The following is a 16,614-nucleotide window of genomic DNA, read 5'->3' as shown; positions in this document are numbered from 1 at the left end:
CCCACCCTTATATACTTATAAATTCTTCGCAGGGCATCATTTCAGGATAAGAGCTTATCCCACCAGGCGTAATTGTTGAAGCCAGTTTGGGGCCGGCCAGCGCGCAGAAACCGGAGCGTACACGTAGTACGTGAGGATTTTGAGTACTGCCCGGTCCCAAAATGGCGAATAAAATAGCCTAATGGGATAGGCTCTAAGTACTCACCATTACTGGAGACTGTATTCATATATTTGTCGCCGGGTTTGGGTGTTAAATAGTGTTTGTTCCTCTACTGGAAGCGTTAAGAAATTTTCCGCAAATTCTCGTAGTGTGGTAACAGGATCGTTTTGTCCGGCATTCGATAAGAGTTGAATTGCATGGTAACAAAATAGGCCACAGCCGTTGGGTACATTATTCTGTAAATTAATTTCGATAAAATTAACCTCATCGCTTTCTGATATACCTGCAATCTTTGCTGCTTCTATAATCTCTTGCTTAGTATTTTCATTTAAATCATGATAACTGTTAAATATAAGGCATTTTATTTTTTCTGCAAGTTTGTAAAATAAACAGAGAAGCCAGTGATCTCCTGTATTTATCAGAAAGACTTCATTTTCAGATAATCCTGATTGAGCCATCTTTTCAAGTAGCTGAGTGCGTAATATATTTTCTTTGGTGGTAGGATGAATAAGCCCAATAGGATAGTTTACCGAGAGAAAAGGTGATTCTTGAACCAGACCTTGCGTTGCAGCTGCCAGCTCATCTGACGACATCATTCGCGCATTACACCAAAGATTTTCAACTCCCACCTGTTCTTGATCTGTCTGAGCGAACTGGTCGCCCATAATTTTATGTGCTATTCCTATTTTTTTAGAAAGGTCGCTTGTCGCGGAACCGGCCATATAAAGTAATCTGGAAGGGGAATGTAGCTTTTTCCACTCAGTATTATCTTTTGTTATATCGTTATTGGCGATTTGATGTAATACAAGGCAAGCCTGATTGATTTTTTTGTCTATATCTGGTGATCCCGATCTTTTTCCGCTAAAGAGATCAAAAAGAAATTTCTCAACTCTATGTCCCAGGTCATCGTTGCGTAACGCAAGATTGCATAACAGATCAATACAATTCTGATCACCGTTCTCTACGGCGCTAAACAACAACGCAAGCGTCTCATCGCTCACCTCTTCTGCATATAAGCTTTGAAATTGCGGTATGCTCAATCGGTAAAGTGAATTTACACATATATTCATTTTGCTCTGTTTCCTGGTAGGTGAAAGTAGCGAATATGATGTAATTTATAATTATTTGTAAAAATATTATTGTTAGTGGGGGATATATTAAATCAGGCATAGACCTGATTTTATTATTATTCACATAGCACTCAATTATTATTGGAGATATTCAGTTATCCCCCTCTTTAAAGGAGGCTGGTAGTGCGTCGATACAAGAGATATTGCTCTATAAACAGTAACGTCGTTATCTGTCATGCCACCGTGGGTTAGCGGTCATGGTTAACCAAATAGGGCAGGTTATTGCAAAGAGACATCCGCGTTTATACCCAAAATAATCCGTAGCCAACACATAAGCAACTTGAAGTATGAAGGGTATATGTCTGATGGAAAATCGGTCCCGGTTATCAGGGTAATGGCGCCGGAGGGGCTCCGGCGCTTTTTACTTAGCCGAGCGCCTGGGCCAGTAGCGTAATGGGATGTTCGCAGCGTTTGCTTGTAGACATCTCAATTTGCCACTTACAGGTTTCACAATCGGTGACGACAATGTCGGCGCCGCTCTCTTCAATCTGGCGGAACAGCGGCGCGCCGATGGACTGTGATGTCGGATAGTTTTCCTTTTTAAATCCATACGTACCGGCAATGCCGCAGCACTGTGAATCAAGTACCGTCAATTCAAGCCCCGGAATTTGCCGCAACAGTTCAAGCGTGTAAAGCGTCCAGCCCATTTTTTCCATATGACACGGCGTATGGTAGACCACTTTCAGCGGCAAAGGATTAAGCGGCAGCGTTTTCCCGGCATCCAGTTTGCGCCATAGCCAGCGGGTGGCCAGCTCGATATGTTCGCGCAGCCCGGCGTTGTCCACGTCCAGCACTTCAGGATATTCATCGCGCAACGCAAACGTACAGGTGGATGACGTGGCGATGACCGGAATACCTTTGACGGCAATCGCCTCGCGTAGCGACTCCACATTGCTGATAGCCTGCTTGCGAGCTTTATCCGTAAAACCGTTAGCGATCAGCGGTACGCCGCAACACTTTTCTTTACTCAGTAGCTGTACGCCGGTACCCATTGCGTTCAGCACCTTAATCAGATCTTTTCCGAGCTGCGGATGGTTGTAATTCACAAAACAGCCATGGAAAAAGGCGACCTGATCTTTGTATTTAGCCTGCTGCGCTGCCACGCTACGATACCAGCGGCGGAAGGTGCCGAAAGAGTATTTTGGTAAGGTGCGGCGATGATCGATTTTGAGCGCGTAATCAAGCAACTGGCGCACTGGCTTTAATGCGGTGGCGGTATTGACCACCGGCGCGAACGGCGTTGAAACGCTGCCCATCAGATCGGTATGGCTGAGAATAAAGTTACGCAATGACGGGCGCGTCGTATCGTATTTCGCGCGGGCGCGCTGGATGATATCGCCAATCTTCACGTCCGACGGACAGGCGACCTCACACCGTTTGCAGTTAATGCAATATTTCAGCGCCTCATCATACAGCGCGCCGTCTTTCAGACGCAGGCGTTCGCCATCCGGTCCGGCCTGTTTAGGGCCAGGGTAGCCAGGATTAACGCGGCTGACCGGGCACGCGGTGGTGCACACCGTACATTTAATACAACTTTCAAAACGTGTGTCGCTCATTGCTGTTCTCCTGCACGCTCAGCGATATGGTGCGCGGCCTGGAGGGCGCTGACTGCGCAGACGCCGCCGCCGCATCCCTCAGCTATAGGATCGAATCCCGCCAGCACAGAACCTATTGCATACAGATTTTCTACCGTGTTGCCCGCAAGGGAGGGGCGGAAAGCGTCATCCGTCACGACGCCAAACTGCTGCCAGGGCTGTGGGTCGAAGAAATGTTGTTGATACCATTCGGCGCGGGTGGCCGTTTGCTGTACGTCGAGCCCTAAAATAGGTTCGCGGATCCCTTCACGCTCGGCAACCAGACCGCTACTAAAGAAGCTACCGCTGGCAAGTACGGCAAAACGCGGGCGCAGTGGGATATCGGCATGGTTGCGGGTCCATATTTCGCTCACGGTACCGCGACGGCAGGTGACTTTCTTCACTTCATCGCCCGGCATCCAGATGCCGCCCTGACGGACAAACTGGCGCTGGAGCTGATTGTGCAGACGAATACCGAGCACCGATGGCGGCAGCGTCGGCAGCAGCGTGAGCGCGCAGGGCAGACGTTCGTTAAGCCAGCGCCACAGCGTATCGTTCGCCAGCCCGAAACAGGCGGGCATGATGATCATGTCGCAGTTTGTCGCTATTGGCGACAGCGCGTCGTACAGCAGCGGCCATTTTTCTTCGTTATCAAGCAGACGCGCAATATTGACCGCGCGAAATTCCGTCGGGTTATCACGCAGTACGTCCAGTTCCGGAAGGTCGATTTCTGCGGTTTCCACGTTGAGATCGCGTTGACGCAGCGACGCTGCCGCAAGGTGCGCCTGGAAATCCAGTAATCCGCTAACGCCGACGACGCAAATTCGCTGTGCGGATAACGGCCAGACCGGTACTTCCGGCGAGCTAAGCCAGGTTGAACGCAATGTGCCAAGCGGCGTGACACGCTGGTGCGCCTGCTGTACGTCGCCGTATAACTGCGCGCCGCTGGCGTTAAGTAGCGTTTGCGCCTGTTGCGCCAGCGTAAGGACTTTTTGCGCGCCCAAACGTGAATAAGGATGTTCAGGTGCCTGGCGGCGCAGCGCATCAAGCCCGGCGGTAATGTCGGTCACCGGTTGGCCGTCGGGCAGGGCGCTGAGTAGATCCAGCGAGCCGGAGGAAAAATGCAGTGCGCTTTGTCCGCGGGTGACGATGGCGCAGCGTAATCCATGCTGCTGGAGTTGCAGTCCGCACAGCAAACCGGCGAGACCGCCGCCCATAATAACCGTATCAAATTTCATCCTGGTGCTCCTTCTCCAGACCGCATAATCCCTGATAAACCCAGCGCGTGAATTCGCTTTCGCGCAGCGCGTCTCCCCAGGCGACAGGTTGTACGCCTTTCCAGCGCTCATTCAGAAATTCAGAGAGTTGCGTAATAGATTGCGCCGCGGTCGTCACATTAAAACGCTGCAATAGCCCGGCCGCGCGGCAGGCGCACAGCTCGCCCTGGCAAGTGCCCATCCCTACGCGGGTGCGACGACGCAGATCCAGCAGGCTATTCACGGTTAAGTTTTCGACGGCATACTGCACTTCTCCCGCCGTGACGGCCTCGCATTCACAGACCAGGCTACGGTGTTGGCGGCCTTCGCTCAGCCACCCCGGCGTGCGATCGCCATGCCGATAAACCGCCGATCCGCGTAGCGGCGCGGGAAGCGAGATAATGCGTTTCAGCGTATGTTCCGTAGACTCTTTTGAGCCAGGCAACGGCGTATCCGCCGTGATGCAGGGGCGAGTATTGCCCAACTTGCGGCACACGGCGTCGGTCGCCCATTCCGCCATCAGGCGGTACGTCATTAGCTTCCCGCCGGTAATGGTAATGAAGCCATCAAGCCCGTCGCGTTCGGCGTGGTCGAACAACACAATACCGCGGCTGACGTTACGACCGCTGGGATCGTCATCGCTGGCCACCAGCGGGCGGACGCCGGAATACGCGCGCAGAATACGCGTCTTCGCCATGACAGGGGCCAGTTTTTCCCCTTCACGCAGCAGGATATCGACTTCATCTGCGGTGACGCGGTTGCTGTCTATCTCATTGTAATCAATATGGGTAGAGGTGGTGCCGATCAGTGAAATCGTATCGCCAGGTACCAGAATGTCGGCATCCGATGGTTTCCGGCAGCGGTTAATGACATGCTGGTTGATCCGATGGTCCATGATCAACAGCGAGCCTTTCGCCGGGAACATGCGAATACTCAGGTCGGCGTATTCGGCGATCCGTTGCCCCCAGATACCTGCCGCATTGACCACCACCGGCGCGTGAAGCGTCTGGGTTTCGCCAGTGAGATGGTTGCGCACATGGACGCCGCAGACCGTTGCGCCTTCACGAATGAGCCCGGTCACTTCATGCGCCGTTAACACGATTGCGCCATGTTCTCTGGCATCCAGCATATTGGCGGCGGTAAGGCGGAAAGGGTCCACGGTGCCATCCGGCACTTTTACCGCACCGATGAGCGCAGGGTTAACGGAAGGTTCGATGATGCGAGCCTGCTGCGGATCGATGGCTTCAGCGCGAATGCCTGCCGCTTCACAGGCGCGAATAAAGGTGGCCTGAAACGCAAGATCATCTTCCGGCAACGTAATAAACAGACCATCCGTCGGTTCGACGCAATGGCGGGCGATCCGTTTTAAAATCTGATTTTCACTAATGCACTCGCGCGCGGATTCCGCATCGGTAACCGCATAACGAGCGCCGCTGTGCAGCAGCCCGTGGTTACGCCCGGTTGCGCCGGTCGCTATATCATGCCGCTCCACCAGAATGACACGTAAACCGCGCAGCGCGCAGTCGCGGGCGATCCCTGCGCCTGTTGCTCCACCGCCAATGATAATCACGTCACTTGCTTGCGAGTCGCGAGTTTTCATTGTTTTTCCTCACAGTTCGTTTTTTATCATTTAGCCATACAAATCATATGGAATGTTTGATTTCGCGCATAAACGCTCACTATTCGAAAATGAAACGTGATTTCGTGCGCCTTTCTGAACATTAGTCATAAATCTGTAACAATATGTGCTGTAATTCACATTAACGTGACGTATCTTTACTTAACATCGCGGCCACACTGGGAGCAGCGGGGTTGTTTGAACGAACTGCGGTGTTTACCTCTAAATAAAATATGGGCCACGGAGGCTACGATATGTTGAGTATTTTTAAACCAGCGCCGCATAAAGCGCGCTTGCCAGCGGCGGAGATTGATCCGACCTATCGCCGATTACGCTGGCAGATTTTCCTGGGGATATTCTTTGGCTATGCTGCGTATTATCTGGTGCGCAAGAACTTTGCCCTCGCGATGCCCTACCTGGTAGAACAGGGTTTTTCACGCGGCGATCTGGGCTTTGCGCTGTCCGGGATTTCCATCGCTTATGGTTTTTCGAAATTTATAATGGGTTCGGTGTCCGATCGCTCGAATCCGCGCGTTTTTCTGCCGGCAGGGTTGATTCTGGCCGCAGCAGTCATGTTGTTTATGGGCTTTGTACCGTGGGCGACATCCAGCATCGCCGTGATGTTTGTACTGTTGTTCCTTTGCGGCTGGTTCCAGGGGATGGGGTGGCCGCCGTGCGGACGTACGATGGTTCACTGGTGGTCGCAGAAAGAGCGCGGCGGCATTGTGTCGGTCTGGAACTGTGCGCATAACGTCGGCGGCGGGATCCCGCCACTGCTGTTCCTGCTGGGGATGGCGTGGTTTAACGACTGGAAAGCGGCGCTCTATATGCCAGCCTTTGGCGCGATTGTGGTGGCGCTGTTCGCTTTCGCAATGATGCGCGATACGCCGCAATCCTGCGGTCTGCCGCCTATCGAAGAGTATAAAAACGACTATCCGGATGACTACAACGAAAAAGCGGAAGAAGAGCTGACTGCGAAGCAGATCTTCATGCAGTACGTACTGCCAAACAAACTGTTGTGGTACATCGCCATCGCCAACGTGTTTGTTTATCTGTTGCGCTACGGCATCCTCGACTGGTCGCCGACCTACCTGAAAGAAGTGAAGCATTTCGCACTGGATAAATCTTCCTGGGCATATTTCCTGTATGAATACGCGGGTATTCCGGGCACGCTGCTGTGTGGCTGGATGTCGGATAAAGTCTTCCGCGGCAACCGCGGTGCGACGGGCGTGTTCTTTATGACCCTGGTGACTATCGCGACCATCGTTTACTGGATGAACCCGGCAGGAAACCCGAACGTTGATATGGCTTGTATGATTATCATCGGCTTCCTGATCTACGGCCCGGTAATGTTGATCGGTCTGCACGCGCTGGAACTGGCGCCGAAAAAAGCGGCGGGTACGGCGGCGGGCTTCACCGGTCTGTTTGGTTACCTGGGCGGTTCTGTCGCTGCAAGCGCCATTGTGGGTTATACCGTTGACTTCTTCGGTTGGGATGGCGGCTTTATGGTGATGATTGGCGGCAGCATTCTGGCGGTAATCCTGCTGGTGGTCGTGATGATTGGCGAAAAACGCCATCATGATGAGCTGCAGTTAAAACGCAACGGAGGCTAATAACATGAAAACCACACTGAAAAACCTTAGCGTGGCGTTGATGTTGGCAGGAATGGCCATCGGAAGCTGTGCCGTGGCGGCTGAAAAAGTCGTTATCGCCCACCGTGGCGCCAGCGGTTATCTGCCGGAGCATACGCTACCGGCGAAAGCGATGGCGTATGCGCAAGGGGCAGATTATCTGGAACAAGATTTAGTGATGACAAAGGACGACCATCTGGTCGTCCTCCATGACCACTACCTTGACCGGGTGACTGACGTCGCTGACCGTTTTCCGGACCGGGCGCGTAAAGATGGGCGCTATTACGCTATCGATTTTACGCTGGATGAAATTAAATCCCTGAAGTTTACCGAAGGGTTTGATATTGAAAACGGCAAAAAAGTACAAACTTATCCGGGCCGTTTCCCGATGGGAAAATCTGATTTCCGCATTCATACCTTTGAAGAGGAAATTGAATTCGTTCAGGGATTAAATCACTCTACCGGTAAAAATATCGGTATTTATCCGGAAATTAAAGCGCCGTGGTTCCATCATCAGGAAGGGAAAGATATTGCCGCGAAAACGCTGGAAGTGCTGAAGAAGTATGGTTACACCGGCAAGCAGGACAATGTCTATTTGCAGTGTTTTGATGTCGCTGAGCTGAAACGTATTAAGAATGAACTGGAACCCAAAATGGGGATGGATCTCAATCTGGTTCAACTTATTGCGTATACCGACTGGAATGAAACACAGCAGAAACAGCCGGACGGTCGTTGGGTAAATTACAACTACGACTGGATGTTTAAGCCGGGCGCTATGAAGCAGGTGGCGGAATATGCGGACGGTATTGGTCCGGATTACCATATGCTGGTCGCGGAAGGCTCAACGAAAGGGAATATCAAGCTGACTGGAATGGTGCAAGACGCGCATCAGAATAAGATGGTAGTGCATCCTTACACTGTGCGTGCCGATCAATTGCCGGACTATGCCACAGACGTCAATCAGTTGTACGACATCCTGTATAACAAGGCGGGCGTCGACGGGCTGTTCACTGACTTCCCGGATAAGGCGGTCATGTTCCTGCAAAAAAATGACTAAAGGTTTGCCATAGTCGAAGTGACGCGCCGGATGAGGCCATAAACGCCTCATCCGGCCTGGCGCAACGTTTGCCAGCGTAAGTCTGGTAAACGCAATGCCATCAGGCGGTGTTGTTTTATAGCAACCCCTCATCGGTCAGTGTTTCCATACATTTTTGTAATAAAAATAGCGGGCTTCCTTCTACTGGCGGTTCTTTTGCTAACAGGGAAATTTGTCGATAAAAGGTGGGTTCCAGCGCCACGGAACATAATTTTCCTGTCGTGGCTTTTAAGGTTAATTCTGGCAATAAGGCGATACCTAATCCCTGGCGAATAAAATTCAGCGCAGTATCGGGATGGTTAAATTCATATTTAAATATCGGCTCAATACCCTTTTCTTTAAACAACGCCATAATGCTTAATTCATAACGACCTTTACTGACAATAAGGGGTTCGTCCATCAGTTCTTCAACCGTTACTGTACTATTGGCCGCCAGGGGATGATTTTCAGGCACCACTACGGTGAATTTATCCCGGTAAATGGGGACGCAATACATACCGTTGACCGGAAAAGGAACGAAACCGGCATCAATACTTCCGTCCTGCAGCGAATCAATAATAGCCGTACTGTTCTCTTCATAGGGGATAATTTTTACATTTGGATGATGGCTTTCAAAATAGCGAATGACGCCGGGTAAAATGCAGGCGCAGGCGCTGGGAAAACAGCCAATCCGTAGCGTACGGGCCGGGTTCTTTTTTTCTTGTTCGGCAATCTCTTTTACCGCGTTGACGTCGCGCTGGATCGCGCGTAAGTGCCTGACGATGCGGCTACCGGCGGCGGTAAGCTCAATCTCTTTACGACGCTCACGAATCAATATGTCAACGCCGAGCTCCTCCTCAAGCGCGGAGATGGCCTGGCTGACGGCGGATTGCGTCATGTATAGCCGTTTGCTGGCTTCGGTAAATCCGCCGTACTCCAGTACGGCAAGCAGGGCGTGGATTTGGGTTAGCGTCATTAGTAAAACCTAATCAATATAATTAAAACGATTAATTTTTCTAATAGAGTGCACTTGTTTATACTGTGATTCTATCGAATACATCACATTTTGACGCACCTGATAGGTGTTCAGTTGAGCTGAGCGTTGCCTGCGTGCGCCATCTGAACGGGTCGTTAAGAATGAAAGAAAAATTATGGACGAAGGATTTTTGGGCAATCACCATAGTCAGTTTTATTATCTTTTTTGTTTTTTATGTACTGCTAACTTTATTACCCATTTATATCGCTGACCGCCTGCATGCTTCTGCAGATAAGGCCGGGCTGTTAGTGACATGTTTCCTGGCCGCGGCAATTGTTATTCGGCCATTTGCCGGACAGTGGGTGGGAAAATATTCGAATAAAAAGATTCTGGTGCTCTCTTCTCTGGCTTTTTTGGTGATTACCGCGCTGTATCCGGTTTGCCATTCTATCGAGTCGCTGCTCTTTATCCGCGTACTTCATGGGATTACGTTTGGTATTATTACCACGGTAAAAGGAACTATTTCAGCGCGGTTAATTCCGGCCTCCCGACGTGGAGAGGGCATCAGCTTTTTCTCTTTAGCGATGGGCCTGGCGATGGTCGTAGGACCGTGGATCGGTTTGAATATGGCCCGCTGGAACGCGTTCACTGCCGCATTCTGGCTTTGTTCCGCTGTAGCGGCGTTAGGGATTGTGCTTTCCCTGATTGTGACGGTCCCTCCGGTAATTCGTCATGCCGATGGTTCGAAACCGAATCTGGGTTTTGCCGCGATGTTTGACCGCGCCGCCTTGCCTTTTGCGCTGGTCACCTTTTTTATGACTTTCTCCTATGCCGGCGTGTCGGCTTTCCTGGCGCTGTATGCGCGTGAGCTGGATTTAATGGCGGCGGCCAGTAATTTCCTGCTGTGCTACGCGATTTTCCTGATGATATGCCGTACCTTCACCGGGAATATTTGTGATAAAAAAGGGCCGAAATATGTTGTTTTCCCATGCCTGTTGGCTTTTACCATCGGTCTGGTGGCGCTGGGCTACACCAATGGCAGCATCATGATGATTATTTCCGGCGGTCTAATCGGTATCGGCTACGGTTCGGTCACGCCGGTTTTCCAGACGCAAATTATCAGCTCGGTTGAACCGCATAAAATCGGCGTGGCGAATTCACTGTTCTTTAACGCGATGGATGCCGGAATGGCGATTGGCGCCTTTATCATGGGAATGATGGTTGAGTCGGTTGGCTATCGTATGATTTATGTCGCTGGCGCGGTGCTGGTGGTACTCGCTGGCGCACTGTATGCCGTGCAGATGAAAAAACGTGGCGTGATGCCTTTGGTTTCCACCAGCGAGTTGCACTGAGTTACATCTCGATTTCGATATCGCCTTTTGCCCTGCAGCAGCAGGGCAAAATCTCTCCCGGCTGGATAAACGCTAAAGGTTCCGTAATCCAGTCAACCTGACCGGCAACCAGCCGGGTTCGACAGGAGCCGCAATAACCTTCGCGGCACTGATACTCCACCTCAACGTTATGCGATTCCAGCGCGGCCAGCAGAGAAGGGTGTTCATCCTGGCACAGCAGCTGTGTGCCAGTGATACGCAGCGTGACGCGTCCCATCAGAGCTGGAAATTACTCAGATCGTCGGTATCGACTTCCGAATCGATTTGTCCGACCAGATAAGAGCTAACTTCCACTTCCTGTGGCGCGACCTGAACGTTATCGGACACCAGCCAGGTATTGATCCACGGGATTGGGTTGGAGCGGGTCTGGAACGGCAGATCCAGCCCTACCGCCTGCATACGAATATTAGTAATATATTCAACGTATTGACACAGGATATCTTTATTCAGGCCGATCATCGAACCGTCGCGGAACAGATAGTCCGCCCACTCTTTTTCCTGCTGCGCCGCCTGCACGAACAGGTCATAACATTCCTGTTTACACTCTTCGGCGATTTCCGCCATCTCCGGGTCGTCCACGCCGCTACGCAACAGGTTCAGCATATGTTGCGTGCCGGTCAGATGCAGAGCTTCGTCACGGGCGATCAGACGGATAATTTTGGCGTTGCCTTCCATCAGTTCACGCTCGGCAAATGCGAAAGAGCAGGCGAAGCTGACGTAGAAGCGGATGGCTTCCAGCGCGTTCACGCTCATCAGGCACAGATACAGTTTTTTCTTCAGCTCACGCAGATTCACGACAACCGTTTTGCCATTAACGGTATGGGTGCCTTCACCGAGCAGATGCCAGTAACTGGTCATCTCAATAAGTCCGTCGTAGTAGGCGGAGATACCTTCGGCGCGCTTCTGAATTTGCTCATTGGTCACGATATCGTCAAACACGACCGCCGGATCGTTGACGATGTTACGAATAATGTGGGTGTAGGATCGTGAGTGAATCGTCTCAGAAAACGCCCAGGTCTCTACCCACGTCTCCAGCTCCGGGATGGAAATGAGCGGCAGCAGGGCGACGTTCGGGCTACGTCCCTGAATGGAATCCAGCAGCGTCTGGTATTTGAGGTTGCTGATGAAGATATGTTTTTCGTGCTCCGGCAACGCCTGATAATCGATACGATCGCGGGAGACGTCGACCTCTTCCGGACGCCAGAAGAAAGAGAGCTGTTTTTCGATCAGTTTTTCGAAGATGTCATATTTCTGCTGGTCATAGCGTGCAACGTTGACCGGCTGGCCAAAGAACATGGGTTCCTTGAGCTGATCGTTTTTCGTCTGTGAAAAAGTGGTGTATGCCATTGAAGTGAATCCTTTATGGGATGAGCGCCGGATGGCGGCGCAAGCGCCTTATCCGGCCTACAAACCGTACAATCGTAGGCCGGGTAAGCATAGCGCTACCCGGCACTATTCATCAGATCTTACAAGCGCCGCTTTCGCAGCCATCGTCCTGAATAGAAGGCGCCAAATCGTCCTGCGCATCTTCCGCGCCGTCGCGGGTATTTTGATAGTACAGAGTTTTCACGCCAAACTTATACGCGGTGAGCAAATCTTTCAGCAGTTGCTGCATCGGCACTTTTCCTGACGGGAAACGTGACGGATCGTAGTTGGTATTGGCGGAAATAGACTGATCGATAAACTTCTGCATGATACCCACCAGTTGCAGATAACCGTCGTTGTTCGGCATCTCCCACAACAGTTCGTAAGCGTCTTTCAGATGCTCATAATCCGGCACGACCTGACGCAAAATACCGTCTTTCGAGGCCTTGATGCTGACGTAGCCGCGCGGTGGTTCGATACCGTTAGTGGCGTTGGAGATCTGGGAGGACGTTTCCGACGGCATTAGCGCCGATAGCGTGGAGTTACGCAGACCGTGGGTTTTGATCGATTCACGCAGCTGTTCCCAGTCGTAGTGCAGCGGTTCGTTGACGATCGCATCCAGATCTTTTTTGTAGGTGTCGATCGGCAGAATGCCTTTTGCATAGGTGGTTTCGTTGAACCATGGGCAGGCGCCTTGCTCTTTCGCCAGTTCGTTGGACGCTTTAAGCAGATAGTATTGAATGGCTTCGAAGGTTTTATGCGTCAGATTATTGGCGCTGCCGTCGGAATAACGTTTACCGTTTTTCGCCAGCCAGTAGGCGAAGTTAATCACGCCAATGCCCAGCGTACGACGGCCCATTGCGCCGCGTTTGGCAGCCGGAATCGGGTAATCCTGATAATCGAGCAGAGCATCCAAAGCGCGTACTGCCAGAATAGCCAGTTCTTCCAGCTCGTCCAGAGTTTTAATGGCGCCCAGGTTGAATGCAGACAGCGTACACAACGCAATTTCGCCGTTTTCATCGTTGACATCGTTCAGCGGTTTGGTCGGCAGGGCAATCTCCAGACACAGGTTAGACTGGCGTACCGGGGCGACAACCGGATCGAACGGACTGTGAGTATTGCAGTGGTCAACGTTCTGGATATAGATACGACCGGTAGAGGCGCGTTCCTGCATCATCAGCGAGAACAGTTCGACCGCTTTCACACGCTGTTTGCGGATGCTGTCGTCGTTTTCATATTTCACGTACAGGCGTTCGAATTCGTCCTGGTCGGCGAAGAACGCGTCGTACAGCCCCGGCACGTCGGACGGGCTGAACAGGGTAATGTCGCCGCCTTTCAGCAGACGGGTGTACATCAGTTTGTTGATCTGTACGCCGTAGTCCATATGACGCACGCGGTTGCCTTCCACGCCACGGTTGTTTTTCAGCACCAGCAGGCTTTCCACTTCCAGATGCCACATCGGGTAGAACAGTGTCGCCGCGCCGCCGCGCACGCCGCCCTGCGAGCAGGATTTCACCGCCGTCTGGAAGTGCTTGTAGAACGGGATGCAGCCGGTGTGGAACGCTTCGCCGCCGCGAATCGGGCTGCCCAGCGCGCGAATGCGTCCCGCGTTGATGCCGATACCGGCGCGCTGAGAAACGTATTTCACGATAGCGCTGGAGGTGGCGTTGATGGAATCCAGACTGTCGCCACACTCGATCAGTACGCAGGAGCTGAACTGACGGGTCGGGGTACGCACACCGGACATGATGGGCGTCGGCAGCGAGATTTTGAACGTAGAGACCGCATCGTAAAAACGTTTTACATAGTCAAGACGCGTTTCACGCGGGTAGTTCGAGAACAGGCAGGCCGCTACCAGAATGTAGAGGAACTGTGCGCTTTCATAGATTTCGCCGGTCACGCGGTTTTGCACCAGATATTTCCCTTCCAGCTGCTTAACGGCAGCGTAGGAGAAGGTCATATCGCGATCGTGAACGATAAACGAATCCATCTGCTTGAACTCTTCTTCCGTGTAGTCTTCCAGCAGATGATTGTCGTATTTGCCAAGCTCAACCATTTTTACCACATGGTGGTAAAGTGCGGGCGGCTCAAACTGGCCGAAGGCTTTCTTACGCAGGTGGAAAATCGCCAGACGCGCAGCCAGGTATTGATAATCCGGCGCATCGCGAGAGATCAGGTCTGCGGCGGCCTTAATGATAGTTTCATGGATATCGGAGGTCTTAATCCCATCATAAAACTGAATATGCGAGCGTAGCTCGACCTGAGAAACCGATACGTTATTCAGTCCTTCTGCCGCCCAATCAAGCACGCGATGAATTTTGTCGAGATTGATGCGCTCAGTACGGCCGTCACGCTTTGTCACCAGCAGACTCTGATTCATGTGGTTTTCTACCTGTTTACCTGTCCGTGAAAGAAAAATATCCCCCCGCTTATCCACAACGTCACGTTGTGACTAACTCTGTGGATAAATACTATATATAGGGGGTGATCGATAAGTGAAACGCTATATGGTGAGTATTCTAGTAGGGATTCTTTTGAGTACAAGAGTTGATTTTGGCGTTAAATTGCGGTTGTAAAAGCGTAAGAATCGCTAAATGCGCGTCTGATAAGGCCTGGAGAGGATGTCAACAATTCATAAAAAAAAATCAAAATTTGATCGAATGCTGATTTCTTCATCGAAGAGAAAGGTTGCGCCCGATGATCTAACGCAACCCTTATAGGAAAATTCTTTGATGTCAGGCTTTTTTAGCGCGGGTATGCAACATGTAGTTAACGTCTACTCCGGGACCGAGTTTGAAAGTATTGGTTATCGGGTTGTAGTGCAGCCCGGTGATATGTTGCTCTTTCAGGACGGTTTCATCTACCCAGCTTAACAGTTCAGCAGGCTTAATGAATTTCTTCACGTCGTGCGTGCCTTTTGGCACCATGCGCAGAATATACTCAGCGCCGACGACTGCCATCAGCCAGGATTTCCCATTGCGGTTCAACGTTGAGAAGAACACCTCACCGCCGGGTTTAACCAGTTGGGCGCAGGCGTGGACGACCGATTGCGGATCGGGAACGTGCTCCAGCATTTCCATACAGGTGACGACGTCGTATTGCTGAGCGTGTTTTGCCGCATGTTCCTCAACCGTCTCCTGCACGTACTCTACCTCGATGCCGCTTTCCAGCGCATGCAGTTTGGCGACCTGCAAAGGCTCAAAGCCCATATCCAGCCCGGTGACGGTTGCGCCTTCACGCGCCATGCTCTCCGCCAGAATACCGCCGCCGCAGCCGACGTCGAGTACCTTTTTACCAAACAGGCCGCCTGAGCGCTCAGTAATGTAGCCAAGGCGTAGAGGGTTGATGCGATGCAATGGCTTGAATTCGCCCTCCAGATCCCACCAGCGCGACGCGACGGCTTCGAATTTGGCGATTTCATTATGGTCAACGTTGTGAGCTACCGACGGTTTTTCAGTGTTCATGAGTACATGAGATTCCGCTATTGATCTATCGGGGCAGTATAGCAGGTGCAAAGTCGCTGCGTTATATCTACTGCCGTCTTTATTACGCTTTCAGCGCAAGAAGTTTTCTTGCGCGTTCTGTAAAACCGCTACCGATGTGGTGCGTGATAAAATTACAGACGCCCTCGACGTTGTTGTTTTTTAACATATCCAAAATAGTGGCATGTCCCCGGTTAGAGCTGGTGATATATTCAGCGGTAAAATCCAGTCTGTAGCGAATTGCCAATAAACGTGCTGAGATCAACAGGTGTGCTTGCGAAATGTATTTATTATCGGCATATTTCACAAAAACATAATGAAAATCATGATCCAGTTTGAGGTAAGCTTGCGTATCTCGCTCTGCATTAATTTTTGCTGACTTCGATAAAATATTGCTTAATTCGACTATGACATTGTTAGCATTTTTCTCCATCGCTTCACGAATTGCGCCCTGTTCAAGGATAACTCTCATTTTGATGAGATCATTGATATCCTCGTCGGTGACAGAAAAAACAAATGTCCCACTGCGGGGAATGATGTTGACCAGGTTTTCATTATAGCTCAGCCAAATAAAAGCTTCACGAATTGGTGTTTTACTTACCATCAGAATATTTGATAGTTCATTTTCACTGATCGCTTGCCCAAGATCGAAATCGCCATGGATAATCATCTCCCTTATTTTCTCTTTAATCACCTGGGTGATGGATTTGGGTATTTCAATTGATATGTGACTAAAGTCACGCTTTAATCTATTTTTCATTTTCTTCTCCTCCATGGTTAAACCCGGCTCCATTGTAATTAATTTATTCAAAATTAACGGATCTAATATATCAGATATAAGAAAATTTACATACTTTATTGTTGTTATTGTATATTTCATTAAGTTTGCTTGCTGATATATTAGATATGACACATTAGCTTTTGAATTGTATTGTTTTTTACGTAACATCGATTCC

Annotated in this window: 13 protein-coding genes; 3 read left to right on the top strand and 10 right to left on the bottom strand. The window is 50.8% G+C overall.

Annotated elements, in window-relative coordinates:
• Positions 1-207: 207 nt before the first annotated feature.
• The 4 genes from sseL to glpA all read right to left on the bottom strand — a co-directional run bounded on the left by sseL (position 208) and on the right by glpA (position 5,720).
• Positions 208-1,230 (bottom strand): SPI-2 type III secretion system effector deubiquitinase SseL, encoded by a 1,023-nt coding sequence (gene sseL / locus J4614_RS16945; RefSeq protein WP_080177747.1) that lies wholly within the window; start codon positions 1,228-1,230, stop codon positions 208-210.
• A gap of 425 nt (positions 1,231-1,655) precedes the next feature.
• Entirely contained in the window at positions 1,656-2,846 is a 1,191-nt protein-coding gene (gene glpC / locus J4614_RS16940) for an anaerobic glycerol-3-phosphate dehydrogenase subunit GlpC (RefSeq protein ID WP_001285726.1), read from the bottom strand.
• Positions 2,843-4,102 (bottom strand): glycerol-3-phosphate dehydrogenase subunit GlpB, encoded by a 1,260-nt coding sequence (glpB, locus tag J4614_RS16935; protein WP_000667152.1) that lies wholly within the window; start codon positions 4,100-4,102, stop codon positions 2,843-2,845. The genes glpC and glpB overlap by 4 nt, the downstream gene beginning before the upstream one ends.
• Positions 4,092-5,720, bottom strand: a complete 1,629-nt coding sequence (gene glpA / locus J4614_RS16930) for an anaerobic glycerol-3-phosphate dehydrogenase subunit A (protein ID WP_000857205.1) — start codon at positions 5,718-5,720, stop codon at positions 4,092-4,094. Before glpA ends, glpB begins: the two co-directional genes overlap by 11 nt.
• 272 nt (positions 5,721-5,992) lie before the next feature.
• On the opposite strand from glpA, the gene glpT reads away from it, so the two are divergent.
• Positions 5,993-7,351, top strand: coding sequence for a glycerol-3-phosphate transporter (gene glpT, locus J4614_RS16925; RefSeq protein ID WP_000948739.1), 1,359 nt, complete (start codon positions 5,993-5,995; stop codon positions 7,349-7,351).
• Between the two features lie 4 nt (positions 7,352-7,355).
• Positions 7,356-8,426 carry a glycerophosphodiester phosphodiesterase gene (glpQ, locus tag J4614_RS16920; protein WP_000858943.1) on the top strand — a complete coding sequence of 357 codons (1,071 nt, stop codon included), beginning with the start codon at positions 7,356-7,358 and terminating at the stop codon, positions 8,424-8,426.
• A 115-nt stretch (positions 8,427-8,541) separates the two neighbouring features.
• Here the strand turns inward: glpQ and J4614_RS16915 are convergent, their stop codons facing one another.
• A complete protein-coding gene (locus J4614_RS16915) occupies positions 8,542-9,420 on the bottom strand; it encodes a LysR substrate-binding domain-containing protein (RefSeq protein ID WP_000176719.1) in 879 nt (292 codons plus the stop codon).
• Between the two features lie 161 nt (positions 9,421-9,581).
• Between J4614_RS16915 and J4614_RS16910 the strand changes: the two genes are divergently transcribed.
• Positions 9,582-10,772 (top strand): MFS transporter, encoded by a 1,191-nt coding sequence (locus tag J4614_RS16910; RefSeq protein WP_023214986.1) that lies wholly within the window; start codon positions 9,582-9,584, stop codon positions 10,770-10,772.
• A gap of 1 nt (position 10,773) precedes the next feature.
• Here J4614_RS16910 and yfaE read toward each other — a convergent pair whose 3' ends face one another.
• The 5 genes from yfaE to J4614_RS16885 all read right to left on the bottom strand — a co-directional run bounded on the left by yfaE (position 10,774) and on the right by J4614_RS16885 (position 16,607).
• On the bottom strand, positions 10,774-11,028 hold the full coding sequence (gene yfaE, locus J4614_RS16905) for a ferredoxin-like diferric-tyrosyl radical cofactor maintenance protein YfaE (protein ID WP_000533921.1): 255 nt from the start codon (positions 11,026-11,028) through the stop codon (positions 10,774-10,776).
• On the bottom strand, positions 11,028-12,158 hold the full coding sequence (gene nrdB, locus J4614_RS16900; protein WP_000332033.1) for a class Ia ribonucleoside-diphosphate reductase subunit beta: 1,131 nt from the start codon (positions 12,156-12,158) through the stop codon (positions 11,028-11,030). The genes yfaE and nrdB overlap by 1 nt, the downstream gene beginning before the upstream one ends.
• 112 nt (positions 12,159-12,270) lie before the next feature.
• Positions 12,271-14,556 carry a class 1a ribonucleoside-diphosphate reductase subunit alpha gene (gene nrdA, locus J4614_RS16895; protein ID WP_001076494.1) on the bottom strand — a complete coding sequence of 762 codons (2,286 nt, stop codon included), beginning with the start codon at positions 14,554-14,556 and terminating at the stop codon, positions 12,271-12,273.
• 355 nt (positions 14,557-14,911) lie between these two features.
• Positions 14,912-15,640, bottom strand: coding sequence for a bifunctional 2-polyprenyl-6-hydroxyphenol methylase/3-demethylubiquinol 3-O-methyltransferase UbiG (gene ubiG, locus J4614_RS16890; protein ID WP_001091009.1), 729 nt, complete (start codon positions 15,638-15,640; stop codon positions 14,912-14,914).
• Between the two features lie 82 nt (positions 15,641-15,722).
• On the bottom strand, positions 15,723-16,607 hold the full coding sequence (locus J4614_RS16885) for a GntR family transcriptional regulator (protein ID WP_000944714.1): 885 nt from the start codon (positions 16,605-16,607) through the stop codon (positions 15,723-15,725).
• Between the last annotated feature and the right edge of the window lie 7 nt (positions 16,608-16,614).

This window comes from Salmonella sp. 32031103-2018-00083-FB-01-SM-01 (genome assembly GCF_017571995.1).
Lineage (GTDB): Bacteria > Pseudomonadota > Gammaproteobacteria > Enterobacterales > Enterobacteriaceae > Salmonella > Salmonella enterica.
The sequence above is the reverse complement of the archived record's forward strand: the minus strand, read 5'-3'. Positions and strand labels throughout refer to the sequence as shown.

Bases quoted from the DNA above. Each gene is read 5' to 3' on its own strand.
- glpC (WP_001285726.1), bottom strand. From the start codon at position 2,846: ATGAGCGACACACGTTTTGAAAGTTGTATTAAATGTACGGTGTGCACC.
- nrdA (WP_001076494.1), bottom strand. From the start codon at position 14,556: ATGAATCAGAGTCTGCTGGTGACAAAGCGTGACGGCCGTACTGAGCGC.
- J4614_RS16910 (WP_023214986.1), top strand. From the start codon at position 9,582: ATGAAAGAAAAATTATGGACGAAGGATTTTTGGGCAATCACCATAGTC.
- glpB (WP_000667152.1), bottom strand. From the start codon at position 4,102: ATGAAATTTGATACGGTTATTATGGGCGGCGGTCTCGCCGGTTTGCTG.
- glpQ (WP_000858943.1), top strand. From the start codon at position 7,356: ATGAAAACCACACTGAAAAACCTTAGCGTGGCGTTGATGTTGGCAGGA.
- yfaE (WP_000533921.1), bottom strand. From the start codon at position 11,028: ATGGGACGCGTCACGCTGCGTATCACTGGCACACAGCTGCTGTGCCAG.
- nrdB (WP_000332033.1), bottom strand. From the start codon at position 12,158: ATGGCATACACCACTTTTTCACAGACGAAAAACGATCAGCTCAAGGAA.
- glpT (WP_000948739.1), top strand. From the start codon at position 5,993: ATGTTGAGTATTTTTAAACCAGCGCCGCATAAAGCGCGCTTGCCAGCG.
- glpA (WP_000857205.1), bottom strand. From the start codon at position 5,720: ATGAAAACTCGCGACTCGCAAGCAAGTGACGTGATTATCATTGGCGGT.
- ubiG (WP_001091009.1), bottom strand. From the start codon at position 15,640: ATGAACACTGAAAAACCGTCGGTAGCTCACAACGTTGACCATAATGAA.
- J4614_RS16885 (WP_000944714.1), bottom strand. From the start codon at position 16,607: ATGTTACGTAAAAAACAATACAATTCAAAAGCTAATGTGTCATATCTA.
- J4614_RS16915 (WP_000176719.1), bottom strand. From the start codon at position 9,420: ATGACGCTAACCCAAATCCACGCCCTGCTTGCCGTACTGGAGTACGGC.
- sseL (WP_080177747.1), bottom strand. From the start codon at position 1,230: ATGAATATATGTGTAAATTCACTTTACCGATTGAGCATACCGCAATTT.